General features: G+C 69.5%; 25 protein-coding genes. 9 read left to right on the plus strand and 16 right to left on the minus strand.

Annotation, left to right across the window (positions count from 1 at the left end; all coding sequences use genetic code 11):
• The first annotated feature begins 14 nt into the window (after positions 1-14).
• The 5 genes from ACFXIV_RS32600 to ACFXIV_RS32620 all read left to right on the plus strand — a co-directional run bounded on the left by ACFXIV_RS32600 (position 15) and on the right by ACFXIV_RS32620 (position 3,714).
• Entirely contained in the window at positions 15-1,055 is a 1,041-nt protein-coding gene (locus ACFXIV_RS32600) for an ATP-binding cassette domain-containing protein (RefSeq protein WP_379402520.1), read from the plus strand.
• The gene (locus ACFXIV_RS32605) at positions 1,052-1,885 is read left to right on the plus strand and encodes an antibiotic transporter (protein WP_379402447.1); all 834 of its coding nucleotides are present in this window, start codon (positions 1,052-1,054) and stop codon (positions 1,883-1,885) included. Before ACFXIV_RS32600 ends, ACFXIV_RS32605 begins: the two co-directional genes overlap by 4 nt.
• A gap of 1 nt (position 1,886) precedes the next feature.
• Positions 1,887-2,708 carry an ABC transporter permease gene (locus tag ACFXIV_RS32610; RefSeq protein ID WP_379402446.1) on the plus strand — a complete coding sequence of 274 codons (822 nt, stop codon included), beginning with the start codon at positions 1,887-1,889 and terminating at the stop codon, positions 2,706-2,708.
• A gap of 75 nt (positions 2,709-2,783) precedes the next feature.
• Entirely contained in the window at positions 2,784-3,293 is a 510-nt protein-coding gene (locus ACFXIV_RS32615) for a peroxynitrite isomerase (protein WP_379421376.1), read from the plus strand.
• Positions 3,294-3,516: 223 nt separating this feature from the next.
• Entirely contained in the window at positions 3,517-3,714 is a 198-nt protein-coding gene (locus tag ACFXIV_RS32620; RefSeq protein WP_379402444.1) for a hypothetical protein, read from the plus strand.
• A gap of 19 nt (positions 3,715-3,733) precedes the next feature.
• Here ACFXIV_RS32620 and ACFXIV_RS32625 read toward each other — a convergent pair whose 3' ends face one another.
• From ACFXIV_RS32625 to ispG, 3 genes are all read right to left on the minus strand, one after another.
• Entirely contained in the window at positions 3,734-5,533 is a 1,800-nt protein-coding gene (locus tag ACFXIV_RS32625; RefSeq protein ID WP_379402443.1) for a penicillin-binding transpeptidase domain-containing protein, read from the minus strand.
• A gap of 87 nt (positions 5,534-5,620) precedes the next feature.
• Entirely contained in the window at positions 5,621-6,484 is an 864-nt protein-coding gene (locus ACFXIV_RS32630; RefSeq protein ID WP_364623910.1) for a GNAT family N-acetyltransferase, read from the minus strand.
• 233 nt (positions 6,485-6,717) lie between these two features.
• Positions 6,718-7,851: a flavodoxin-dependent (E)-4-hydroxy-3-methylbut-2-enyl-diphosphate synthase gene (gene ispG / locus ACFXIV_RS32635; protein WP_379402519.1), complete on the minus strand. Its 1,134-nt coding sequence runs from the start codon at positions 7,849-7,851 to the stop codon at positions 6,718-6,720.
• A gap of 256 nt (positions 7,852-8,107) precedes the next feature.
• On the opposite strand from ispG, the gene ACFXIV_RS32640 reads away from it, so the two are divergent.
• The gene (locus ACFXIV_RS32640; RefSeq protein ID WP_379421370.1) at positions 8,108-8,782 is read left to right on the plus strand and encodes an endonuclease V; all 675 of its coding nucleotides are present in this window, start codon (positions 8,108-8,110) and stop codon (positions 8,780-8,782) included.
• Here ACFXIV_RS32640 and ACFXIV_RS32645 read toward each other — a convergent pair.
• Together ACFXIV_RS32645 and dxr are read right to left on the minus strand one after the other, a co-directional pair.
• Entirely contained in the window at positions 8,757-9,959 is a 1,203-nt protein-coding gene (locus tag ACFXIV_RS32645) for a M50 family metallopeptidase (protein ID WP_379402440.1), read from the minus strand. The genes ACFXIV_RS32640 and ACFXIV_RS32645 overlap by 26 nt on opposite strands.
• Positions 9,960-9,981: 22 nt before the next feature.
• Positions 9,982-11,121, minus strand: coding sequence for a 1-deoxy-D-xylulose-5-phosphate reductoisomerase (gene dxr / locus ACFXIV_RS32650; protein WP_379386583.1), 1,140 nt, complete (start codon positions 11,119-11,121; stop codon positions 9,982-9,984).
• Positions 11,122-11,214: 93 nt separating this feature from the next.
• Between dxr and ACFXIV_RS32655 the strand changes: the two genes are divergently transcribed.
• The gene (locus tag ACFXIV_RS32655; protein WP_379402439.1) at positions 11,215-11,499 is read left to right on the plus strand and encodes a DUF2631 domain-containing protein; all 285 of its coding nucleotides are present in this window, start codon (positions 11,215-11,217) and stop codon (positions 11,497-11,499) included.
• Between the two features lie 231 nt (positions 11,500-11,730).
• Here ACFXIV_RS32655 and ACFXIV_RS32660 read toward each other — a convergent pair whose 3' ends face one another.
• The 5 genes from ACFXIV_RS32660 to ACFXIV_RS32680 form a co-directional block, all read right to left on the minus strand.
• Positions 11,731-12,417 carry a hypothetical protein gene (locus ACFXIV_RS32660; RefSeq protein ID WP_379401216.1) on the minus strand — a complete coding sequence of 229 codons (687 nt, stop codon included), beginning with the start codon at positions 12,415-12,417 and terminating at the stop codon, positions 11,731-11,733.
• A gap of 259 nt (positions 12,418-12,676) precedes the next feature.
• A complete protein-coding gene (locus ACFXIV_RS32665) occupies positions 12,677-12,970 on the minus strand; it encodes a hypothetical protein (RefSeq protein ID WP_379401215.1) in 294 nt (97 codons plus the stop codon).
• 66 nt (positions 12,971-13,036) lie between these two features.
• A complete protein-coding gene (locus ACFXIV_RS32670) occupies positions 13,037-13,996 on the minus strand; it encodes a cytochrome c oxidase assembly protein (protein WP_379421371.1) in 960 nt (319 codons plus the stop codon).
• A gap of 90 nt (positions 13,997-14,086) precedes the next feature.
• Positions 14,087-15,772 (minus strand): metallophosphoesterase, encoded by a 1,686-nt coding sequence (locus tag ACFXIV_RS32675; protein WP_379401213.1) that lies wholly within the window; start codon positions 15,770-15,772, stop codon positions 14,087-14,089.
• A 113-nt stretch (positions 15,773-15,885) separates the two neighbouring features.
• Positions 15,886-16,581 (minus strand): TetR/AcrR family transcriptional regulator, encoded by a 696-nt coding sequence (locus ACFXIV_RS32680; RefSeq protein WP_379401212.1) that lies wholly within the window; start codon positions 16,579-16,581, stop codon positions 15,886-15,888.
• A gap of 100 nt (positions 16,582-16,681) precedes the next feature.
• Between ACFXIV_RS32680 and ACFXIV_RS32685 the strand changes: the two genes are divergently transcribed.
• Positions 16,682-18,853: an MMPL family transporter gene (locus tag ACFXIV_RS32685; RefSeq protein WP_379401211.1), complete on the plus strand. Its 2,172-nt coding sequence runs from the start codon at positions 16,682-16,684 to the stop codon at positions 18,851-18,853.
• Between the two features lie 28 nt (positions 18,854-18,881).
• Here the strand turns inward: ACFXIV_RS32685 and ACFXIV_RS32690 are convergent, their stop codons facing one another.
• The 5 genes from ACFXIV_RS32690 to ACFXIV_RS32710 all read right to left on the minus strand — a co-directional run bounded on the left by ACFXIV_RS32690 (position 18,882) and on the right by ACFXIV_RS32710 (position 22,461).
• Positions 18,882-19,544, minus strand: a complete 663-nt coding sequence (locus ACFXIV_RS32690; protein WP_379401210.1) for a DedA family protein — start codon at positions 19,542-19,544, stop codon at positions 18,882-18,884.
• A gap of 45 nt (positions 19,545-19,589) precedes the next feature.
• The gene (locus ACFXIV_RS32695) at positions 19,590-20,921 is read right to left on the minus strand and encodes a hypothetical protein (RefSeq protein WP_379401209.1); all 1,332 of its coding nucleotides are present in this window, start codon (positions 20,919-20,921) and stop codon (positions 19,590-19,592) included.
• Between the two features lie 147 nt (positions 20,922-21,068).
• Complete coding sequence (locus tag ACFXIV_RS32700; protein ID WP_379401208.1) at positions 21,069-21,749, minus strand: DUF3159 domain-containing protein; 681 nt, start codon at positions 21,747-21,749, stop codon at positions 21,069-21,071.
• Between the two features lie 44 nt (positions 21,750-21,793).
• Positions 21,794-22,123 carry a DUF202 domain-containing protein gene (locus ACFXIV_RS32705; protein ID WP_379401207.1) on the minus strand — a complete coding sequence of 110 codons (330 nt, stop codon included), beginning with the start codon at positions 22,121-22,123 and terminating at the stop codon, positions 21,794-21,796.
• Positions 22,120-22,461 (minus strand): YidH family protein, encoded by a 342-nt coding sequence (locus ACFXIV_RS32710; protein ID WP_379401206.1) that lies wholly within the window; start codon positions 22,459-22,461, stop codon positions 22,120-22,122. The genes ACFXIV_RS32705 and ACFXIV_RS32710 overlap by 4 nt, the downstream gene beginning before the upstream one ends.
• A gap of 41 nt (positions 22,462-22,502) precedes the next feature.
• Here ACFXIV_RS32710 and ACFXIV_RS32715 point away from each other — a divergent pair, with 41 nt between their 5' ends.
• Positions 22,503-22,985, plus strand: a complete 483-nt coding sequence (locus tag ACFXIV_RS32715) for a DUF6596 domain-containing protein (protein WP_379401205.1) — start codon at positions 22,503-22,505, stop codon at positions 22,983-22,985.
• On the opposite strand, the gene ACFXIV_RS32720 is transcribed toward ACFXIV_RS32715, so the two are convergent.
• The gene (locus tag ACFXIV_RS32720) at positions 22,901-23,449 is read right to left on the minus strand and encodes a helix-turn-helix domain-containing protein (RefSeq protein WP_379401203.1); all 549 of its coding nucleotides are present in this window, start codon (positions 23,447-23,449) and stop codon (positions 22,901-22,903) included. The two genes, ACFXIV_RS32715 and ACFXIV_RS32720, sit on opposite strands and share 85 nt — an antisense overlap.
• Positions 23,450-23,517: the final 68 nt, after the last annotated feature.

A 23,517-nucleotide genomic window follows, 5' to 3' on the forward strand; every position in this document is an offset into this window, starting at 1 on the left:
CACCCCCGAGCAGCGTGCACACCGGCGTCGACGGCGTGGTCGTCGAAGACGTCGAGAAATCCTTCGGCGCGGTCCGGGCGCTGCGCGGCATCACCTTCAAGGCCGCGCCCGGCGAGGTACTCGGCATCCTCGGACCCAATGGCGCGGGCAAGACCACCACGGTCAATATCCTGTCCACCCTCATCGCCCCCGACAGCGGGCGCGCCCTGGTCGCCGGGCACGACGTCGTCACCGACGCCGCCGCGGTCCGCCGATCCATTATGCTGACCGGGCAGTTCGCGGCCCTCGACGACGCCCTGTCCGGGTACGAGAACCTCGTCATGTTCGGCCGCCTCATGGGCCTGCGCAAACGCGCCGCCCGCGCCCGCGCCGACGAACTCGTCGAGGAATTCGACCTGGTGCAGGCCGCCGGACGCCGTGTCGGCACCTACTCCGGCGGCATGCGACGGCGCATCGACATCGCCTGCGGACTCGTGGTGCGGCCCGAGGTGGTCTTCCTCGACGAACCCACCACCGGCCTGGATCCGCGCAGCCGGCAGGGCGTCTGGGACCTGGTCGGCGGATTCCGCAAACACGGCATCACCACCCTGCTGACCACGCAGTACCTCGAAGAGGCCGACGCGCTCTGCGACCGCATCATCGTCATCGACCACGGCCTGGTCATCGCCGACGGCACCGCCGACGAACTCAAGGCCCGCACCGGCGGCAGCTACTGCGAGATCGTGCCGCTGCGCATCGAGGACCTGCCCGCCATCGCCCGCGCCCTCGGCGACCTGCTGCCCGCCGCCAATCGCGAAGCGCTGACCGGGGATTCGGACCGGATCGCCATCCCCGCGCCGGAGGGCGCCAAGACCCTCGCGGAGGCGCTGCGCCGGCTCGACACGGCCGGAATGGAACTCGTCGACATCGCGCTGCGGCGGCCCTCCCTCGACGACGTCTTCCTCGAGCTCACCGGGCACATCGCCAAATCCGAAGAGGCCGACGACGATTCGCCGTCGGTCCGGTTCCGGACGACGGACGGGCGCTTCAGCGCCGAGGATCGGAACCGGGCATGACCGCCGTCGAGGCCGCACCCGCCGGGTGGCTCACCAACGTCCGCGCCACCCCCGCCACCCTCGCCCAGTGGTGGGTGCTCACGGTGCGGCTCATCGTGCCCTCGGTCAAAACCGGCGAAATCATCACCGCCATCCTGGCACCCGTCACCTTCACCGCCAGCTTCTACATCCCGCTCAACCGCGTGATGTCCTTCGCCGGACTGGGATTCAGCAGCTACGCGCAGTTCATGGCGCCCATCGTCATCCTGCAGGCGTGCGCCTTCACCGCGGTCTCCGCCGCCTTCCGCGCCGCCACCGACGCGGTCTCCGGCCTCGACCGGCGCTTCGACGCCATGCCCATGCACCCGCTCGTCCCCACCGCGGCGCGCATGTCCTCCAATGTGTTCCGGCTGCTCATCGGGCTCGCCTCGGCCGTGGTCAGCACCCACGTGATCGGGTTCCGGTTCGTCGGCGGCACGGTGCATACCCTGGGCTTCCTGGCCCTCGGACTCGCCATCGGCATCGCGTTCTGTCTCGGCGCGGACGCCATCGGCACCGCCACCCACAGCCCCGAGGCCACCACCCAGGTGCTGGTTCTGCCGCCGCTCATCCTCGGCATGCTCTCCACCGGTCTCGCCCCCGCCCACCAATTCCCGCACTGGGTCCAGTTCTTCGTCCGCAACCAGCCGGTCTCCCAATACGCCGAGGGGCTGCGCGCGTTCGGCGGCGACACCCTCGGCAAGGCCCACCCGGTGACCTGGTCCCTCATGATGCCGCCGCTGCTGTGGCTCGTGGGCAGCACCGCGCTGGCCTGCTACTTCATCGCCCGGCAGAACCTGAAGAGGTCCTGATATGGCCACCCTCGACCACCCCGAACTCGCCGACACCATCGTCTTCGGCGAAGGCTCGGCCCCAGCTCTGCTGCGGCACACCTGGATTCAGACCCAGCGCTTGCTGCTGCGCTGGGTCCGCGACCCGATCACGCTGCTCGAAACCCTCATCGTGCCGTGCCTGCTGCTGCTCATGCTCGACATCGTGGTGGGCTCGCAGATCCAGAAGTTCTCCGGCCACAGCGCCCTCTACGGATCCACCCCCATGGTGACCCTGGTCGGCGCGCTCTCCGGAACCGTGGCCAGCGGCGTCATGCTCGGCCGGGAACGGGAGGCGGGCATCCTGTCCCGCTTCTGGGTGCTGCCGGTGCACCGCGCCTCCGGGCTCGCCGCGCGCATCATCGCCGAAGGCTGCCGCATCTTCGCCGGAACCGTTGTGATCATCTGCTTCGGCGCCGCGCTCGGCTTCCGCTTCCAGCAGGGACCGTTGCAGGCCTTCGCCTTCCTGTGGATACCGGTGCTGTTCGGGCTGGCCTTCGCCACCATGGTCACCGCCATCGCCGTGTTCACCGCCAAGTCCACCCTGGTCGAAGCCGTCGCGCTGCTGTCGTCACTGCTCATGTTCTTCAGCACCGGATTCGTGCCGCTCCCGGCCTACCCCCAGTGGATTCAGCCCGTGGTCCGCGATCAGCCCATGTCGGTCGCCGTCGACACCATGCGTGCGCTGGCCGAGGGCGGACCCGTGGCGGGCCCGCTCATCCGGACCCTCGCCTGGACCGCCGGCCTGATCATCGTGTTCGCCATTCCCTCCGCCTACGGCTACCGCCGGGCCAGCCGCCGCTGAGATCAATGCCCCTATCCGGGAATGTCGGCGCCCGAGCGCGGCTACCTCCCGCAGCTACGGGCCGGGCCGACTAAGCTGTCCGCCGTGCTCGAACCCGAATCCACCGTCGCGCCGCACCCCGACATCGCCCACCTGGCCCCGCTGCTGGGCACCTGGCGCGGCCGCGGCCGCGGCGAATACCCGACCATCGAACCGTTCGAGTACCTGGAGGAAGTGCACTTCGGCCACGTCGGCCGCCCCTTCCTCACCTACCGGCAGCGCACCCGCGCCGCCGACGGCAGCCGGCCCATGCACAGCGAGACCGGATACCTGCGGGCGATCAGCCCCGACCGCATCGAGCTGATCCTGGCCCATCCCACCGGCATCACCGAGATCTGCGAGGGCAGCCTGGTGACCGAGGACGGCGAGCTGCGCCTGGAACTCGAATCCACCTCGATCGGCCTCAGCAGCACCGCGAAATCGGTGACCGCGCTGGGCCGCACCATCACCGTCGCGGGCGACACCCTCGAGTACTCGCTGCGCATGGCCGCAGTCGAGCAACCGCTGACCCATCACCTCGCGGCGACCATGCAGCGGGAAAACTGACAGTGAACTTCGGGTTCCAACCCGGCCCGTAGCCTGCCGCATCTCCGTCCAACCGGAATGCGGCAGCACACTTGCGGGTTGCCTCGGCATAAGTGACCGATTACCGTTTCTTCCATTGGCAAACAGTCAGCCAACCCTTAATGAGCATCGGATCATCACCGTGTTCGCCGCTGGCGGCGAACGTTCGGGTCTCCCAACTCATCCCCAAACAAGGGAGAGGGACATGAAGCGCTCGGCCCTTCTGCTGATCACCACCGCAGGCATGATCCTCGCCGGTGCGGGCGTCACCGAGATCCTCGGCGACGCGTCCAGTGACGGACCACCCGTCCAAGCTCTTGCCGACCAACGCTTCGTGACCGACAACTTCGGCGCGATCCATCCCGTCGCCTGCTCGCGACTCGACACCTACAGCGAGCGCTGACCCTGCCGGGCGGTGGTCCTCAGTAGCCCGGAGGCAGGGCCGCGAGCATGTCCCGCGTCACCGCCACCGCATTGTCCGAACTGCCACCGCGCACCAGCAGGGTCGCCCAGGCCAGATCACCGCGGTAGCCGATGAACCACGAGTGCGAACCGCCGTCCACCTCGGCCTCACCGGTCTTCCCGTAGACCTCGCCCTGATCGACGATGCGCTCGGCCGTACCGCCGAGCACCACCTTGCGCATCATCAATCGCAACCCGTCGATGACCTCCGGCTTCAGCTGCGGCCGATCACCCGACACCTGGGTCGGATGGCCCGCGATCAGATACGGCACGGGCGTCGAACCGTGCGCCACCGTCGCCGCCACCATCGCCATGCCGAACGGGCTGGCCAGCACCTTGCCCTGACCGATGCCGTCCTCGGCGCGCTGCACCGGATCATCGTCGGGCGGCACCGAACCCGACACCGTCGGCAGGCCCGCCATCGTGTAGTCCGGCCCCAGCCCCAGCGCGGCCGCGGCGGTGCGCAGATCCTGGCCGCCCAGCTCCGAGGCGAGCTTGGCGAACGAGGTGTTGCAGGAACGCTCATAGGCGGTCGACATGGCCACATTGCCGACGCTGAACAGGTCGTAGTTGGGAATCGTGCGCTCCCCCACCACAATCTGGCTCGGGCACGGCACCACGGTGTCCGGGGTGGCGTGGCCGGCGGTCATGGTCGCGGCCGCGGTCACCGTCTTGAAGGTCGAGCCCGGCGGATAGAGGCCGATCGCCGCCACCGGGCCGTCGGCATCGGCCGCCTCGTTCTGGGCGATGGCCAGCACCGCGCCGGTGGACGGTTGCAGCACCACCATCATGGTCTGCTCGGTGCGGGCATCCACCGCGCTCTGGGCGGCGTTCTGGATGAAGCGGTCGACGCTGAGCGAGAACGACGGGGAGGTCTGGGGATCGACCTCCTGCAGCACATCGGTGTCGACGCCATTGGCATTCACGGTCACCACACTCCATCCCGCCTTGCCGTCCACCTCGTCGATGACGGTCTTGCGGACCTCGGTCATGAGGTCGGGGGCGAAGTGGCGGTCGGTGGGGACCAGATCGAATTCCTTGCTGAAGGTGACCCCGGACAGCCCCAGCAGCTGCGAATTCACCTCGCCGAACTCCCATTCCGAGAGCAGCGCCGCGGTGTAGGCGCCGTCGGCCTTGCCGGCCGCGCGCAACAGCGAGTCCGGGGTGAGCCGCGTGTCGAAGCGGTGCAGGGCGTTCGCCAGCGCCGCGGAGACCCTGGTCGGGTCGGAGGATGCCGACGGTTTGAACAGCACCCGGTACAGCGTGCCCGGCACCATCACGTCACTGCCCGAGCGTTCGTTCACCCGCGCCCGGGGCGCGGGCTTCGAACGCAGTTGCAGCGTCTGGGTATTGCCCAGCTGCGGGTGGATGTCGGCGGAGGACCAGCGCACCTGCCACTGCCCGTTGGCGCGGCCCATCTGCAGCTGGCCCTGGTATGTCCAGACGCGGTCCTCGGGCAGATGCCATTCGTAGGTGTAGTCGACGATGGCGGTATCGCCGGTGACGCGGGCGGCGCCGGTGGTGGCCACCAGCTTCTCCGCCTGCAGCTGGTCCCACGCCGAAGCCAGTGCGGCACCGGCCTTTTCGGGCTGGCTGGTGCGGTCGGCCGCCGCCTGCACCTCATGGTCGGCGAAGGCGGAGACGAAGGCCTCGGCCGCCTGCGCGGGGCCCTGCGGACCCGACGAGCAACCGGCCGCGGCGACGGTGACCGGGAGGGCGACCGCGGCGGCGATCAGCGTGGTGAAGACCCGTGTTGACATCGGCTCAGATGCTAGAGCCAACTACCGGCAAACCGGCGCGACACACTGCACCGGAACGGATTTCATGCTCACATCACAGCATGTGGCTCAATCCAGCAGCACGGTCGCAAAGGTGGCGACCTGACGGAACCCCACCTTGCTGTACGCGCGGCGCGCAATTTTGTTGTAGCAGTTGACATATAGGCTGGCCGTGCGCCCGGAGGAGACCACCACATTGGCCACGGCCGCGGTCCCCGCCGTGCCGTAGCCCTGGCCGCGCTTGTCCGGATGGACCCATACGCCCTGAATTTGCCCGGTGCGTCGCGACAACGCGCCGACTTCCGCCTTGAAGACGACCTCACCGTCCTCGAATCGTGCCCAGGCCCGGCCGGATTCGATGAGCCCCGACACCCGGCGGCGATAACTGCGCCCGCCGTCACCCGTGCGCGGATCGATCCCGATCTCCTCGGTGAACATCGCGACCGCCGCGACCAGATACCGGTCGATCTCCTCGGGCCGCACCCGGCGCACCCGCAAATCCGGCGCAATACTCGCGGGCCGTTCCAGCGCGAGCAGCGGCTGATCCTCGCGCACCTCCCGCGGCGTCCCCCAGTGCTCGGCCAGCAACTCCCACAGCGGCAGGGCCAGCTCGCGCCGCCCCACCACCGACGAGCACAGGCGCGGCCCCTTGATCGCGCGCTCCGCGAAGGCCTTCATATCGTCGCGACCACCGCGCAGCGGAACCAGATTCGCGCCCGAGAAACACAGCGACTCCGCCGGCCCACCCCGGGTCCACAGTTCGCCGTACACCCCGCGCGGGTCCAGCCCGTACTCCTGCAGGCGCGCGGCGACCATACAGGTCGCCACCGGATCGGTGTCGAGCACACGCAAGACCTGCGTCAGATCACGGTTCGCGAGCTGACGGGTCCCGGACGTCCGGCCCCTGCGAGTCGGCTCCAGCACACTCCGCACGCTCACAGCCTGCCAGAACTTCCCGCCCCGCGCCGCACGATTGTCCCCAACCGCCCACCCATCAGGCAAAAGCCCCAACCCCCAACCCAATCCAACCCCTCGGTACGACATCCGCCCCACACCACTCCGAACGCGGCGGCAGGTACGGGTCCCGGGCCGAGGCGCGAATGACGCACGGCCCGGGCGGCAGCGGCGGTGATGCCGATGCGGACCGGGCCGGGGCTGGGGTGTGGCTAGCCGGCGGTGATGACCGGGGCGCCGGACTCGGTGGTATCGCCCATTTCCTCGGCGAGGCGCATGGCCTCCTCGATGAGGGTCTCGACGATGAGGTGCTCCGGGACGGTCTTGATGACCTCGCCCTTGACGAAGATCTGGCCCTTGCCGTTACCGGAGGCGACGCCGAGGTCGGCCTCGCGGGCCTCACCGGGGCCGTTCACGACGCAGCCCATGACGGCCACGCGGAGGGGGACCTCCATGCCTTCGAGGCCCGCGGTGACCTGGTCGGCGAGGGTGTAGACGTCGACCTGGGCGCGGCCACAGGACGGGCAGGAGACGATCTCCAGCTTGCGGGGGCGCAGGTTGAGGGACTGGAGGATCTGGGTGCCGACCTTGATTTCCTCGGCGGGCGGGGCGGAGAGGGACACCCGGATGGTGTCACCGATGCCCTCGCTCAGCAGCGAACCGAAGGCGACGGCCGACTTGATCGTGCCCTGGAAGGCCGGGCCGGCCTCGGTCACACCCAGGTGCAGCGGGTAGTCGCACTGCGCGGCGAGCTGGCGGTAGGCCTCGACCATGATCACCGGGTCGTTGTGCTTGACCGAGATCTTGATATCGCCGAAGCCGTGCTCCTCGAACAGGCCCGCCTCCCACAGCGCGGACTCGACCAGCGCCTCGGGGGTGGCCTTGCCGTACTTCTCCAGCATCCGCTTGTCCAGGGAGCCGGCATTGACGCCGATGCGGATCGGAATGCCCGCGTCACCGGCCGCCTTGGCGACCTCCTTGACGCGGCCGTCGAACTCCTTGATGTTGCCCGGGTTCACGCGCACCGCGGCACAGCCCGCGTCGATGGCGGCGAAGATGTAGCGCGGCTGGAAGTGGATGTCGGCGATCACCGGGATCTGCGACTTGCGGGCGATGGTCGCCAGCGCGTCCGCGTCCTCCTGACGCGGGCAGGCCACGCGCACGATGTCGCAGCCGGACGCGGTCAGCTCAGCGATCTGCTGCAGGGTGGCGTTGACGTCATGGGTCTTGGTGGTGGTCATCGACTGGACCGAGACGGGGAACTCACTCCCCACTCCGACATTGCCCACCATCAGCTGGCGCGTCTTGCGCCGTGGTGCGAGGACGGCCGCCGGTGCGGCCGGCATCCCCAAAGCGATGGCACTGCTCACGATCGGCTGCCTACTTTCGACTAAGTCCTCACCCTTACCGGCTCCGAGCTTACCGAGACTCGAATACCGGTCGCCCTGTGACGGCGGCGACAAGGGTACCCGCGCCGGCTGCAGGACTCGGAATCGGCCCGGGGCCTACTGTTCATATTCGTTGCAATCGACGCGAAGGTTTACGCTCCGAAAAGTGAAGGTAGCGAATCCAGATCCGTGGCCGGCGACACCGGAAGAGGCCGTGGCACTGCAAGATCGGCTGCGCGCGCGGGTGATCGCCGCCAACCCCCGGCCACCGGAATTCCGGACGATTGCGGGGCTTGACTCGGCCTATGACGACGACGGCAATGTGGCCGCCGCCATTGTGGTGCTGGACGCCACCACGCTCGAGACCGTCGAGACCGCCACCGCGCGCGGCACCACCGATTTCCCGTACGTGCCGGGCCTGCTCGCCTTCCGGGAGCTCCCCACCACCCTGGCCGCCCTCGAAAACCTCACCGTCACACCGGATCTGCTCGTCTGCGATTCCCAGGGCCTGGCCCACCCGCGACGTTTCGGCTTCGCCTGCCACCTCGGCCTCTTGACCGGCGTGCCGACCATCGGGGTCGCCAAGAACGCCTGGGGCGAGTTCGAGGAGCCCGCCCCCGAGCGCGGCGCCTCCACCGTCATCACCATCGACGGCGACCCGGTCGGCCGCGCCCTCCGCACCCGCACCGACGTCAAACCGGTCTTCGTCTCGGTCGGCCACCTGATCGACCTGGAAACGGCCTGCGCACACGTCCTGGCCCTGACCCCGGAGTACCGTCAGCCCGAAACCACCCGCCGGGCGGATCGGCTCTGCCGCAGGCTGCTGCGCGACATCGCGATCGAATCCACAAGCGCGCCAACGGCTATGGGAACAGTTTCACCGGATTGACGATGTCGGCGACCAGGGTGAGGATCATGTAGGCGCCGCCTATGACGACCACGACGTAGGTTGCGGGGAGCAGCTTCAGGTAGTCGACCGGGGCGCCGTCGGGGAGGCCCTTGCGGTTGCGGAAGAGGTTGCGGAGCTTTTCGTAGATGACCACGGCCATGTGGCCGCCGTCGAGGGGGAGCAGCGGGAGCAGGTTGAAGGCGCCGAGGAAGAAGTTCAGGCTGGCCAGGGTCAGGACGAACATCGACCAGAGGCCGTGCTCGGCGGTCTCGCCGCCGATCTTGGAGGCGCCGTAGACGCTGACGGGGGTCTCCGGGTCGCGGGTGCCGCCGGTGACGGCGTGCCACAGGTCGACCACCTTGGAGGGCATCTGGGCCAGGGATTCGACGGTGCGCACCGCGATCTGGCCGGTGAACGCGCCCGACGCGGGGATGGCGGACAGGATGTTGTGCTGCACCGGCGCGTAATAGTCCTGGCCGACACCGACCTTGGCGACCGTCTTCGGGGTGCCGTTCTTCTCCTGGTAGACCACGGCCATCTGCGGGGTGACCGGAACCTGGAGGGTCTGACCGTCACGCTCGACGGTGTAGGTGAAGGTGCCGGTCTGCTTTTCCGTCTCGGCGCGGAAGTCGTTCCACGTCTTGATCTTGACGCCATTGACCGCGGTCACCCGGTCGCCGCGCTGCAATCCGGCCAGCTGCGCGGGGCCCTCGCCGGTGCAGGGCAGTGCCTTCTGGTCCGGGCCCATATTGGCCACACAGCTCATCGCCCCGAGCTGGGTGGCCGGTGGCTGATCGAAACGCGGCAGCCCCCAGCCCACCGCGAGCAGCACGATGAGCAGGTAGCCGATGAGGAAGTTCATCAGGATGCCGCCGGACATCACCAGCAGCCGCTTCCAGGTGGCCTGCCGGTACATGGCCCGGTCGAGGTCCTCGGGTTCGAGCTCGTCGAGGGCGGTCATGCCCGCGATATCGCAGAACCCGCCCAGCGGCAGCGCCTTGAGACCGTATTCGGTCTCGCCGCGCCGCCAGGAGAAGACCTTGGGCCCGAAACCGATGAAGTAGCGCCGCACCTTCATGCCCGTGGCCTGCGCGGTCCACATGTGGCCGCATTCGTGCAGGGCGACCGAGGCCGTGATCCCGAGGGCGAACAGTACGAAGCCGATCGCGTAGACCATCCGGTTCCGAGCCCTCCTGCTGTCAGCCGCGCACGATCGTGCGTGCGGTGTCGCGCGCCCACGTATCGGCCGCGAGCACCTCGTCCAAGCTACCGGGTTCGGCGCTCCAGCGGTCGGCGGACTCCACGACGCGCGCGACGGTGCGCACGATGTCGGGGAATCGGATGAGCCCGTCGAGGAAGGCCTGCACGGCGATCTCGTTGGCGGCGTTGTAGACCGCGGTCACGCAGCCGCCGGCCTTACCGGCCTGCCGGGCCAGCTCGACGGCCGGGAAGACCGTGTTGTCGACCGGCTCGAAAGTCCAGGTGGAGGCGGTGGAGAAGTCGCACGCGGCGGCCGCGCCGGGAACGCGGTCCGGCCAGCCCAGGGCGAGCGCGATGGGCAGCTTCATATCGGGCGGGCTGGCCTGGGCCAGGGTGGAGCCGTCGGTGAAGGTGACCATGGAGTGCACGATGGACTGCGGGTGCACGGTGACGTCGATGCGGTCGTAGTCGATGCCGAACAGCAGGTGCGTCTCGATCAGCTCGAGGCCCTTGTTCACCAGCGACGCCGAGTTCAGCGTGTTCATCGGCCCCATGGACCAGGTCGGATGGGTCTTGGCCTCGGCCGGATTCACCGACTCCAGCATCTCGGTGGTCCAGCCGCGGAAGGGTCCGCCGGAAGCGGTGAGCACCAGCTTGGCGACCTCGCCCGCGCTACCGCCGCGCAGGCACTGGGCCAGCGCCGAATGTTCGGAGTCCACGGGCACGATCTGTCCCGGCTTGGCCGCCCGGGTCACCAGCGAGCCGCCCGCCACCAGAGACTCCTTGTTGGCCAGGGCGAGTCGCCGCCCCGATTCCAGCGTGGCGAGGGTGGGCTCCAGGCCCAGCGAGCCGACCAGCGCGTTGAGCACCACGTCCGCGTCGGTGCGCCGGACCAGCTCGGTCACGGCGTCCGGACCCGACAGCGCCACACCGAGTTTCGCGGCCGCCGCCTGATCGGCCACCGCCACGTTGCCGGTCCCGGTGGCCGCGATCTGCTGTGCCAGCAGGTCCGCATTGCCCCCACGCGCCGCGAGACCCACCACTTCGAAGCGGTCGGGATTGGCCGCGATCACCTCCAGTGCCTGCGTACCAATCGAACCGGTGCTGCCCAGCAGCAGAACTCTCACAACGTCGGACACGGATCCATTGTCCCCTGCCCCCTGCTCGCTACGACGCTGGGTCGTATGTCACGATATTGGCCAGCAATCGATTCGAGCCGTAAAGGAGCCACAGTGGCCGCCACGGAACTGGAACACGCGCACCCCTCTGAGGTTGTCACCAAGGTCGACACCGCCGAGGTTCCGTCCGCCGCGTGGGGCTGGAGCGGCGAGTCGCGCCGTACCGCTCGCGCCGCCGGGTGGGTCGTCGTCGTGATCCTGCTGGCCATGCTGTTCGAGAACCAGCAGGGCAGCTCCTCGGGCACCGGCAATGTCGGTTACATCTTCCTGGTGCTGTTCGCGGTCGGTCTCGCCTTCGTGCTGATCCGCGACTCCATCGTGTCGCGCCGCCCGCGCTAGTTCGACACGAAATCCCTTGCCCCACGGACATGTCCGTGGGGCATTCGGGTTTTGTCGGCTTCTTCCGGCAGCACCAACGAATTCGGGCCGGATCGCCCCCAAGCGATCCGGCCCGAATTCTGTTGTCACGCAATGTCTCCTGCACCGGCACTGCGGCTCGCCGCGGCGGGCGCGCCGCCCGCCGCGGCCCGGCCGGACCGTGGTGGTCCCGGTCCGGCAGTCGTTCAGCGGCTAGCTGGCCGGGGTGGAGTCCGGCGCGTTCAGGCGGTTGAACAGGCCGATGCCGACCGCGATGGCGGCGGGGCCGCCGACACCGACCAGACCGGCCGCGGCGCCCAGCGGGATGCCGATCGCGGCGCCGGCGACACAGCCCGCGATGCCGGTCGGAACCGACATGATCACGACACCGGCAATGGCGCCGCCCAACGCGCCGATGGCGCAGCCGGCCACACCACCGACGACGGTGCCCAGCAGGGTGCCCATGGAGCTGGCGATGCCGAACTGGTTGACCGCGGCACCGAACGCGGCGTCCTGGTCGGCCTGGCTGGCGACGTCCTTGATCACGGGGGCCGGGAGGGCGGGGGCGGCGAAGCTCGCGGCCGGGTCCATGTTCGGGGTGAAGGTGGCGGTGTTGCCGTCGATCTCGGCGGCGACCGGGTGGGCGACGTCACCGGTGATGATATTGAGCGGGAACTGGGTGACCAGGCCGCCGTTGTTGTCACGCACCTGGAACTGGCCGTCCTGGGTGGTCAGCGAGCCCGCGTCGGTCTTCAGCACCACCGAAGCGCCGTCGATCTTGGTGTCCCAGTGGATCCCGGGAGTAGCGGCGGCCGCGGGATCGGCATAGGCGGTCCCGGCGGAGATGCCGAGTGCCGCGATGGCCAGAGCCGAGGTGGCGGCAAACTTCGTGTAACGCATACTTCTCGTCGCTTTCTTGATCGGGCGCTTCCCTCCTGGGAGCGAGGTCCTCATCGAGCACCCGGATCAGAATAAGCCAGCAAATGTTGCCTACTTGTTGCCAAACCGTAGCGAAACCGCTTCTTAAAGTATGTTTTGCGTTAAGACTGCGTTCGCCGAGCCTTTGTGAGTGACCCAGGCAACCTTTCGGCGCATAGAGAGGCCCGCCTCACACCCCCATTGGGAGCGTCGAGACGGGCCTTTCTTCGCAAGCCGATAACTACTGGTTCGCCGGATCATTGATGCGCTGGGCGAATCCGATGCCGATGATGATGGCCGCGGGCACCCCGGTCAGGATCAACCCGGCCGCCGCGCCCAGCGGAATGCCGATGCCCGCACCGGCCAGGCAACCGAGCACCGGGCCGAATCCCATGCCCTCGAGCACCGGCAGGCTCAGCGTCGCGCCGCCGACGATGCCGACGACACAGCCGATGCCCGCGCCGACGATGGTGCCGACCAGCGTGCCGACAGCGGTGACCAAGTGTCCAGCAGCCAGAAGCTGAGCGGTAGCCATGAGAGCATATTGATAGCCGATATCACTGACTCCCAAACATCGTGAGCCAGGTCACTTTTCAGTGGATCAGCGGCGGAAGCGCTCGCGCAGCTGCGGGTCGTTCTCCCACCACAGTCCGGTGGACACCGGCTCGTCGTCGGCCTCCGTGTCCCGGGTCGCGGTGCGCGACACCGCCTTCCGCCGCGGCCGCGGCGCCTCGGCGGCATCCAGCTCGGCATCGATCTCCCCGGCGCGGCGCTTCTCGTCGGCGGCGAATGCCCGCATGACGACCAGCGAGTAGATCAGCCCGAGGAAATCGCCGAGCAGCCACAGGATGCCCGCGCCGATGGTCTGGTCCAGGCGCGCGTCCGGACCCCAGGTGCGGCCGAGCGAACCGTAGTAGCCGGCGGCGACCAGCGGCCCCAGCCACAGCACGATGCCGAGGATGCCGTCGGCCAGGGACTCCGCGATGGTGATGAGCAGCGACAGCCCCTGCGTGAAGTGCTTGGGCACCGGATCGATCTGCAGGCGCGAGTAGAAGTACAGGAACCCGATGGCCACCACAATGATTCGGGTGACCGCGTCGACGCCCCCGTGCCGCAGCACCGACTCGTACCAGGGCGAGAGGAACAACGCCCAGGGCAGCAGCAGGATCAGCATCGAGGCGGTGGCCGGGTGGGTGAGCAGCCGGGCGACACTGCCGGAGAGCATGGCGTCCAGGCGTTTCCGGCCGGCCGGGCCCAGCGCCGCGCGCAGCACGGTGAACGGCGCACCGGCCGCGAGCGCGAAGGGCACCAGGTAGAGCAGCAGGAGCACCTGCAGCGCGCGCACCCAGAACAGGGTGTCGGAGTAGACGCCGATCATGCCGACGCCGGTGTACAGCCACACCCCCAGTCCGGCCAGCCCGAAGTAGAGGGCCCGGCTCAACGGAAGCTGTTCGCCGCGCTGTCTTCCCTTGAGGAAGCAGGCCGCGTACGCGAGTCCCAGGAGCGCGATGACCAGCACGGTCGAGGTGTCCCACCGCCAGGAGCTCACCAAACTGCTCAACTGCAGCGGTGTTCGGGTCTGTAGCACGGGACCCAGTATGCGCCGTGCCGTCGCGGGGGACGGCACGGCTCCCGGGAAGGCGGTGCGCGGCTAGCGGGAGACCAGGCGGCGGTAGGTCACGGTGTCGAATTCGCGCCCGTGCTCGTCGACCGCGACCACTTCCATCTCGCTGGAGAACACGCCGGGCCGCACATCCACGCGAATGAACGAGTAGCGGCTGAACCGCACCCGCGACCAGGCGACGGCCTCCTTGCCCTCCTTGCCGTCGGAGCCCCACAGGGTGCTCTCCGGCACGAAGGTGTCGGGCTGCTCGTTGCCGCGATAGGTGTCGCCCGCGGCGAAGGTGCCGTGCGCCGCGCCGCCCCCGCCGACCACGTAGTAGACGGTGCCGTCGGTGTCCGGGTAGACGATCGAGTTGTCGGGTGCGGCCTTGGTCGGCTGCCCGCCGCGCATCGGGTCGGTGCGCTCGAAGTTGTGATTGTGGCCCTGCAGCACCAGATCGACCCGGTACTTGTCGAACAGGTCGGCCCAGGCCCCGCGCACGCCGCCGTCGCTGGCGCCGCCGATGCCGGTGGCGTAGGCGCACTCGTGGAAGAAGCAGACGATGAAGTCGATGCTCGGGTTCGCGCGGTAGCCGGCCAGGGTGGATTCCACCCAACTGTTCTGTGCGCCACCGGAATAGCCGAGGTTGGCGCGGACCTGCCAGCTCACCTCGTTGGCGTCCAGCGACAGCACCGCCACATTGCCGTAGGTGAAGGAGTACACCGACGGGCAGCCCGCGGGCCCGTTGTCCGGAAAGTCCATGCGCGCCATCAGGCCGCCGTAGCCGTGAGTGCCGTAGACGGCTTCCATGTCGTGGTTGCCGGTGGCGAACATCCACGGCACGTGGCCCGCGCTGCTCTCGATGGCCTGCAGGTAGGTGTCCCACACGAACGGGTTGTAGGCGTCGATGGCGTCGGTGTCGGCCTTGCCGTTGGGGACGAACCAGTCCGGGCCGCCGCCGTGGGAGGTGTCGGCGTAGCAGATGTCGCCGGCCAGAATGTGGAATTCCGGGTTGCTGGCGACGATCTGGCGCTGGATGTTCTCGGCATTGCGGGAGCTGGGGGCGTCGCCCTCGCCGTACTTGTTGCGGTACGCGCCCGCCGCCATGCCCGCGGGCAGTGCCGGGGTGTCGTCGACGCCCTGGTCGCCCATCATGGTGAAGCGGAACGGCAGCAGCGCGGCACGCGAGCTCGGCATGGCGGTGTTCGCGGAGAGCACGTCGCTGCTGTAGCCGTCGACGGTGCGCCAGCGGTAGAAGTGCGGCAGGCGGCCGGGCAGTCCGTCGACGGGGGCGTGGACGTAGAACTGTTCGGCCGACAACACTCCCCCGTCGGTGCGCGGGAGCTGGGTGACCAGGTTGCGGACCTCGGCCTCGAGGGTGCTGCCGAGGGCGGGGGTCGGGCCGTGGTCGAGGAAGACCTTGGTGGCGCCCGGGTTTCGCGACAGCTGGGCGGAGAAGCGCAGCTGGCTGGCCGCGTCCGTGCCGTACCCGACGCGGCGGCCGCCGACGGTCAGCGGGGCGTCGTCGGCGTAGGCGACGCCGCGGCCGCCGAAGGCGGAGCCGAGTCCGGCGGCCATGGCCGCGGCGGCGCTGCCCCGCAGGAAGGTGCGCCGGCTCACGCGATGCCGTTTCAGATACGAACGGTGCCAGTCGTATTGCTCGTCCATCGTCATCTGCGCGGCGAGCTGTGCCGGAATGCCCGTGCGGGGCACCGTGCCGAGGGGATTCAGCATCGAGAAAACCTTGTCACCGTGAGTCCGTTTGCGCGGTTATCAAAACGCCGCAAGCTTACGGACTCGCGACATGGCGGTGAACACAGGACAATTCGCCCGGCGAGTCGTCGGAATCAGGCGGGCAGCGCGATGTGCGGGTCGGTCGAGCGGTACGGCTCGGCGCGCGGGCCGGTGGCGCAGCCGCGCAGCACGGTGGCGACGGCATGGTCGATGGCCGCCTCGCGATCGGCCGGCTCGGCGTCGGCCAGCGGGCCGTCGACGATCAGGCTCGCCAGCCCGTGTACGGCGGCCCATGCGGTGAACTCCGCGCCGGGACGCTGACGCGGATCCATGAATCCCGTCGCGACCAGGGCATCGATGGCGGTCCCGATGAGCTGGAAGATGGGATCCTCGAACACCTCTTTGTTCACGTCGACATCACTGCCGCAGAACGCGGTCCGGAACAGGCCGCGCTCCCGCTGGGCGTATTCGATGTAGGCGCGCCCGGCGGTGGCCAGCCGGGCGATCGCGGTCGCGGTCGGATCAGCTTGCGCCGGAACGTTTTTCATCGCGCCGTCGAGGACCTCGAACAGGGCTTCCTCGGCCTGCTCGCGCACCGCGGCGAGCAGTTCCTCGTGACCGTTGAAGTGGCGGTACGCGGCGGTGGCGGTGACGCCGACCGCCCGGGCGGCGGCGCGGACGGTGACCGCGGTGGGCCCGCCGATCTCGGCGAGCTGCGCGGACGCGCTCACCAGGGCATTGCGCAGGTCCCCGTGGTGGTAGGGACCCTCGCGTGTGGGCTTCTTCGCCACATCGTCGGTGATGTCCACGACATTGATGTTGACACCTATACAGATCGCGAGGCAAGTTAACACCCATAAAGTTCACGCCCGTCAACATCAATTCGCACGCCTCCGAGAGGAATCACCGATGAGCGCATTACTGGGCCGGATCGGCGACTTCGCCTTCCGGCGCCGTGGCCTGGTCGTCTCGATCTGGGCCATCCTGCTGATCGCCGTCGTCGGCGGTGCCGTGCTCGCGGGCGGCCGCCTCGACGACCGCTTCACCGTGCCCGGGGCCGAGTCCCAGCGGGCACTGGACACCCTGTCCGAGACCGCGCCCGACGCGGCGGGAGCCAACGCGCAACTGGTCTTCACCGCACCCGAGGGACACCTCATCACCGAGGCGCCCTATCGCACGGCGATCCAGCACACCCTCGAGGTCGCCGGAACCGCGCCGGGAGCGATCGGGGTGACCACGCCCCAGCAGGCGGGAGCCGTCTCGCAGGACCAGCGCACCGCGATCGGTGTCGTGCACTTCGACGGCGACCGGTCCAAGGTGACCAGCGCCGCCCGGGACGCGGTCGAACGGTCGGGCGAGACCGCGCGCGAGGCCGGGCTGGACGTGTCGGTCGGCGGCTCCGCGTACGGGGCCGGGCAAATGCAGCCAGGCGTCACCGAGATCCTCGGGCTCGGGGTCGCGGTGCTGGTCCTGCTGATCACGTTCGGTTCGCTGGTGGCGGCCGGAATGCCGATCCTGTCAGCGGTTTTCGGCATCGCCGTCACGGTGGGCGGGCTGTCCGCCCTGAGCGCGGTGGTGCCGGTGTCGTCGACCGCGCTGACGCTGGCGCTCATGCTGGGCCTGGCGGTCGGAATCGACTACGCGCTGTTCATCCTGTCCCGGCACCGGTCCCAGCTGGCCGCCGGGCTGACGCCCCGGGAATCGGCGCAGCGGGCCAATGAGACCGCGGGCAGCGCAGTCGTTTTCGCGGGTACGACGGTGATCATCGCGCTGGCCGCGCTGAGCGTGATCGGCATTCCGTTCCTGACCGTCATGGGGCTGGCCGCCTCCGGCGCGGTGCTGATCGCGGTGGCGGTGGCGCTCACACTGCTGCCCGCGCTGGCCGGATTCGCCGGCGCCCGGCTGACGCCGCGGGCGGGCTCGCGCGCCCACCGGCAGGCAACCGCCACCGGAGCCGACAGCATGGGCGCGCGCTGGGCACGGCTGGTCACCGCGCGGCCGCTCGTCACCGTGCTGGCCGTGGCCGGGGCGCTGATCCTGCTGGCCCTGCCCGCCGCCTCGCTGCGAATGGCTCTGCCCGACAATGGTTCCGCCGCCGCGTCGACGGGTCAGCGGCAGGCCTACGACGCCATTGCCGAGAAGTTCGGTCCCGGCTTCAACGGCCCGCTGGTGGTGGTCGTGGACGCGCCGAACGGCGACACCCGCGCTGCCGCGACGGTCGCCGACACGGTGCGCGGACTGCCCGACGTCACGTATGTCGCACCGCCGCAGCCGACCCAGCGGGCAGGCCAGTCGCTGATCATGGTGATTCCGGCCAGCGCGCCGGAGTCGCAGCAGACCACCGATCTGGTCCACGCCATCCGCGATCGGGCGCCCGGCGCGGTCCCCGGGGCCGACGTGGCCGTCACCGGCGATACCGCGGTCACCATCGATGTCTCGCAACGGCTTTCCGCGTCCCTGGTGCCGTTCCTGGGCATCGTGGTCGGCCTGAGCCTGGTGCTGCTGGTCCTGGTGTTCCGGTCGATCGCGGTACCGGTGAAGGCGGCAGTCACCTTCCTGCTGTCGGTCGCGGCGGCGCTGGGCACCACGGTCGCGGTCTTCCAATGGGGTTGGGCCGCGGACCTGTTCGGTGTCTCGAAGGTCGGGCCGGTGGTGAGCTTCCTGCCGATCATCCTGGTGGGCGTGCTGTTCGGGCTGGCCATGGACTACCAGGTGTTCCTGGTGTCCGGGATTCGCGAACAGTGGCTGCACCGGAGCGACGCCGGAGCGTCGATCATCGAGGGCACCCGTCACAACGCCCGGGTGGTGACGGCCGCGGCGACGATCATGGTGGCGGTCTTCGCCTCCTTCATCCCGACCGACGACGCCATGATCAAGCCGATCGCCTTCGCCCTGGCGGTGGGTGTGCTGGTGGACGCGTTCGCGGTCCGGCTGACGCTGGTCCCCGCGGTGCTGGCCCTGCTCGGCCGCCGGGCGTGGTGGCTGCCGCGCCGCCTGGATCGGGTGCTGCCGACGCTGAATATCGAAGGGCCGCAGGAGGACAGCGAGCCGGAGCCGCAGCGCGAACTGGCCGCGGTCTGAGCCGGGCGACGCCCGAAACCGGTTGGGCTCAATCGGTTTCGGGCGTCATCAGTCCCTGGTGGGTCGCCTCGTACTCGGTCTCGAAGGCCCGCTCGCGGCGACGTTCGCGCAGCTTCCACCCGATCAGCGCGAGCACGACGATGGCGACGACACCGATGGCCAGATCCCGGCCGACCGTCTTGGCCACCGCCTCGTAGGACTGCCCGGCCACGAAGCCGAGCACCACGAACGTGGTGCCCCAGACGATTCCGCCCGCGGCATTGAACAGCAGGAAGCGCCGGTAGGGCATGCGCGAGGTGCCTGCCAGCGCGGGCATCATGGCCCGGAAGAACGCGGTGAACCGGCCGAGGAACACCGCCCAGCCGCCGCGCCGGGCCAGATAGTCCTGGGCGCGGTCGAGGCGGCCGCGATGCCGGTCCAGCATCGAGGCCTGCAGCAGCCGCGGGCCCACGTGCTTGCCGACCTCGTAGCCCACGCTGTCGCCGAGGATGGCGGCGGCCACCACCAGCAGGATCATCAGCCACAGCAGCACATGTCCCTGGCTGGCGGCCACACCGCCGAGCACCGCCGCCGTCTCACCCGGGATCACGAAGCCGACGAAGATCGCGTCCTCGGCGAACACCAGCAGGGTGACGACCAGGTACACCCAGATCGGCGCGATATCCAATATCCGGTGCAGCAGCGAATTCATGTCCGCCACGGTACCCAGGCCGCTCGACCCGGGTGCTCGGGACGCTCAGCTCGCGGACGCCGCCACCCGAGCCTGTTCGGGCCGCCGCCGCAGCAGCGCCCACAGGCCCAGCGCACAGCCCACCGCGAGCGCGATGGCCGCGCAGCCGGGTGCGAACGAGGTGAAATCGGCGATGGTGCAAGGCTTTCCGGGGTCGATCAGCAGGCAGTGCCCGCGCCGGGCGTAGTCGCGCAGCGCGAGCACCGGTGAAGGCACGTAGATCAGGGCGATGCCGAGCACCCGGGTGGAGCCGTAGCGCGGGGTGACCGCGCCGAAACAGTAGCCCGCCAGCAGGGCGAGCAGCGCGTGCCCGAGCACGGTGAGGACGACGGGATGCCCGGCCACGACCGTCAGCACCGCATAGACGGACAGGCCGATGATGCCGACCGCGGCGGCCCGCACACCGGGCCAGCGGATACCCGCCACCAGCCCGCCGGCGACCAGCACCAAGAGACCCCAGATCGACCATCCCGGAATGCTCGTCACGAGGACGGCGCTGCCCGTCCCGGCGAGCGCCACCGCGAGCAGCACCTGGACGCCGTCCCGCTTGGGCAGCATGAGCGCGGTGAGCAGGGCCCCGGACGCCGTCGCCGCGGCCGTCGCCGCGATCGCGAGCGGGCTGTCGCCGTGGCGGGCCAGCACCCCGGACCCGACCAGGTCGACGCCGATCATGAAGGCGCCCGCGATGATCGGGACGATGGGCAGCTGGATCGAATGCGCTTCCACCGGATGCGCGCCCGGCTCGCGCAGGAACCGGAATCCGATGACGAGCAGGGCCAGCGCGATCAGCCACAGCGGGGGCGCGTCGAGGGCGGGCCAGTTCTGCGGGAAGTGCGGATCGGCCAGCTTGGACTGGGGTTCCGGAATGAGGTCCTGGGCGACCACCACGCTGCCGAGCGCGCCCAGCAGCCACGCCGACGTCGCCCAGGTGTACCGGGATTCGACGCGGGAGCGGGACAGCACCCCGGCCCCCGAACCGCCGAGAATGAGCCCGCCGGCAATGGAATCCAGGAAGTTCAGGGTGGCCAGCGAGGTGCCGAGCACGGCGTGGCCCCCCAGCAGGTGATTGACGAACAGCAGCGCCGCGCCGCCCAGCGCCACGCCCCAGCGCAGGCTCTGCCCGCCCAGCGCGGTGGACAGCACCGCGGTCACGATCGCGGCCAGCGCCCCCGCCGCAATCGCCTGCGGCAGACTGAAGACCAGCAGATCCAGGTGCAGCGCCGAACTGCGGGAGGTCCACGCGAAGTCGATGGGCACCATGAGCGACAGCCCGGCGACGAGCGCCGCCAGGAACGCGGTGCCCGCCTCGATGGCGTCGCGGCCGCCCCGGACCCTCATCGGGATCCGGTGGACCGAGATCCGTCCAGCCGCTGACCAGCACTCATGGCGCCAGATTAGCAATCATCACGCTATCGATCCGGGAGGTCGGCGGCCGCGTCCTGCCACCCGCGATTCGCTCACTCCGGGCCGGTGAGCATGCCCGGCTCAGGCGGTTTCGACCGCTGTCCGCTGCGGCGCGAGGCGGCCCTGCGCCGACCGGCGCAGCAGCAGCCAGGTCACCAGGATCATGACGATGATGGACGGCTTGCCCAGGATCAGCGTGGCCACGCCCAGCAGGACCACCTGGTCTGCGAGGTAGAACGGGACGATCACCGCCAGGTGCACCAGCCAGAAGATCAGCCAGCCCAGAGTGATTCGCCGGTGCAGGGCCAGGTGCTCGGCGGGCGGGCCGGCCGGTTCCAGGCGCAGCCGCTGGGTGATCCACAGGCTCAGCGGGCGGCGCGCGAACAGGCTCGCGCCGAACGCCGCCGAGAGCAGGACGCAGCCGAGGAGATCGGGCAGATAGAAGTCCCGGCCGCGACCTGTGCACATGACGAACACGGAGTACAGCGCGACCACTGCGATGGATCCGCCGACCACCTTGACCGAATCGCCGCGGACCAGGCGGTAGCCGCCCAGCGCGACGGCCACCACGAGCGCGACCGCGATCCCGATCCACGGGTCGAAAAGCTTGTATCCGAGCAGGAATCCGACCGCGGGCGCCGCGCCGTCGGCGACGTGCCGCGGCCCGTGATGCTCGAGGAACTTGCTCCACGCGTCCTTCAGGTCGGTGCGCCGGTGACCTGTACCACTTATGCGGCCGAACCTACTGCAGAAGTACTGCAATCACGAACGGTCCGGGAAAATGCCGTGCGGCGGGCGAAATCCCGTTAGGCCCGGTGCGCGAGGACCATCGCCATCGCGGCGAGCCCCACCGCCGCCACACCCGCGGACACCAGGAGCAGCAGCGGCCCGGTGCCGCGATGCGCGCCGCGGTGCAGACTTCGGCTGCGCGCCATGGCGATTGCCGCCACCAGCATCATGACCACGGCCGCGCTCAGCGGCAGCAGACCGGTCGGCCGCCAGCCGATCCCGCCCTCGGCGGCCACCTTCGTGAACAGTGCGGCATTGGCGATGGCGGAAATGGCGGTGCGCCGCCAGGCCAGCGCGGTGCGCTCGGTCGCCAGTCCGGGATCGCGGGCGATCGCCGGCGTGCTCACAGGCTGAGCACGCCGACCACGGCGATAGCGGAGATCAGCGCGACACCGGCCGCGAGTACCGGGATCAGCGCATTGCCCGGCAGCCGTTCGCCCGCCCGCATGGCCCGTTCCACCTTGCGCCACTGCCCGTACGCCCCGACCGCGAGCACCACCGCCAGCACGATGGCCGACATGGCGATGGCCGCGCGCACGCCGTGGATGCGGAAGCCTTCGACCAGCGTGTGGACGGCGACGCCGCCCGCGAGCAGGCCCAGCGCGGTGCGGATCCAGGCCAGGAAGGTGCGTTCGTTCGCGAGGGTGAATCGGTAGTCGAGTTCGGTCTGCTCTTCGGAAGCCACCCCTCCAAGTTATTGCGTAATAACTGCAATAGCAGCACAGTGTGAGCACTCGGACAGGCCGATGCCCTCGAGCTGCATCAGTTCCACGGCCGCGCGCCGATGAGAGCCGGGTCGACGACGTCGTCGACGAGGACGGCCTGCGCGCGTTCCGGGTGTGGCTGGATGATCTGCTCGGCTGCTCACCACCGCCCGCCGCCGCGGAGGCGCAGCGGCTGGCCGCGCTGGTGGTCGAGCTCATGCCCGATGATCCGGAGGCGGGCGGGCTGAATGCCCTTGTCCTGCTGCAGCAATCGCGTGCCGTCGCGCGGACCGGGGCCGGCGGGACGCTGGTTCCGCTCGAGGAACAGGATCGCGGCCGCTGGGATCGGCAATTGATCGCGGCCGGGCTGGCCGAGCTGCGCCGCACGGCCCACCGGGATCGGCGAGGTCGGAGGCTGATTCAGCCGGCCGGGTCGGCGGGCGCCTGTTCGATCGGGAAAAGGATGGGGCTCAACAGGTATTGGTCGCGCCCGGAGCCGGGCTGATTGGCCAGGCGCGGCAGGATCACCGCGCGCAGCTCCGCGATCAGCTGCTCGAGTTCGTCACGGTCGAGCCAGAGCGCGTGCTGGCGGAAACCGACGAGATCGGCTGCCGGATCCGCGTTCTCGCCGTCGAGGTAGGCATTGAATTCGGCGACGAGCACGGCCATCGCGAGGGCGAAGACCGGACGGTAGCCGTCGGCGGGCAGTGCGGCGGCGGCCTCGGCGCTGATGGCCGCGTTCTCCTGACGCAGCCGGTAGCGGCGCTCGACCGCGCCGCGCACCCGCCGCTCCTCGGCGACCTCAAGAATGCCGGCGGCAGTGAGGGCGTCGACGTGGCGGTACACGGTCGCTTTCGAGGTGTCCGGCAGGCGGGCACAGAGGTCGCCGGTGGTCAGGGTGCGGTCGCCGCGCAGGGCGTGCACGATGCGCAGCCGCGCCGGATGTGCCAGCAGCTCGAAGGTTTCCACTTCCCAACCTTCTCATAGGCTGCTACCTTTCTCAATCATAAGAATGTTTGCACTGATTGAGAAAGGTT

The sequence above is a fragment of the Nocardia sp. NPDC059236 genome (assembly GCF_042754085.1).
GTDB lineage: Bacteria > Actinomycetota > Actinomycetes > Mycobacteriales > Mycobacteriaceae > Nocardia.

Coding starts and splice junctions, on each gene's coding strand:
- ACFXIV_RS32605 (WP_379402447.1), top strand. CDS start 1,052: ATGACCGCCGTCGAGGCCGCACCCGCCGGGTGGCTCACCAACGTCCGC.
- ACFXIV_RS32610 (WP_379402446.1), top strand. CDS start 1,887: ATGGCCACCCTCGACCACCCCGAACTCGCCGACACCATCGTCTTCGGC.
- ACFXIV_RS32620 (WP_379402444.1), top strand. CDS start 3,517: ATGAAGCGCTCGGCCCTTCTGCTGATCACCACCGCAGGCATGATCCTC.
- ACFXIV_RS32625 (WP_379402443.1), bottom strand. CDS start 5,533: ATGTCAACACGGGTCTTCACCACGCTGATCGCCGCCGCGGTCGCCCTC.
- ispG (WP_379402519.1), bottom strand. CDS start 7,851: ATGCCGGCCGCACCGGCGGCCGTCCTCGCACCACGGCGCAAGACGCGC.
- ACFXIV_RS32645 (WP_379402440.1), bottom strand. CDS start 9,959: ATGGTCTACGCGATCGGCTTCGTACTGTTCGCCCTCGGGATCACGGCC.
- ACFXIV_RS32660 (WP_379401216.1), bottom strand. CDS start 12,417: ATGCGTTACACGAAGTTTGCCGCCACCTCGGCTCTGGCCATCGCGGCA.
- ACFXIV_RS32665 (WP_379401215.1), bottom strand. CDS start 12,970: ATGGCTACCGCTCAGCTTCTGGCTGCTGGACACTTGGTCACCGCTGTC.
- ACFXIV_RS32675 (WP_379401213.1), bottom strand. CDS start 15,772: ATGCTGAATCCCCTCGGCACGGTGCCCCGCACGGGCATTCCGGCACAG.
- ACFXIV_RS32685 (WP_379401211.1), top strand. CDS start 16,682: ATGAGCGCATTACTGGGCCGGATCGGCGACTTCGCCTTCCGGCGCCGT.
- ACFXIV_RS32690 (WP_379401210.1), bottom strand. CDS start 19,544: ATGAATTCGCTGCTGCACCGGATATTGGATATCGCGCCGATCTGGGTG.
- ACFXIV_RS32695 (WP_379401209.1), bottom strand. CDS start 20,921: ATGAGGGTCCGGGGCGGCCGCGACGCCATCGAGGCGGGCACCGCGTTC.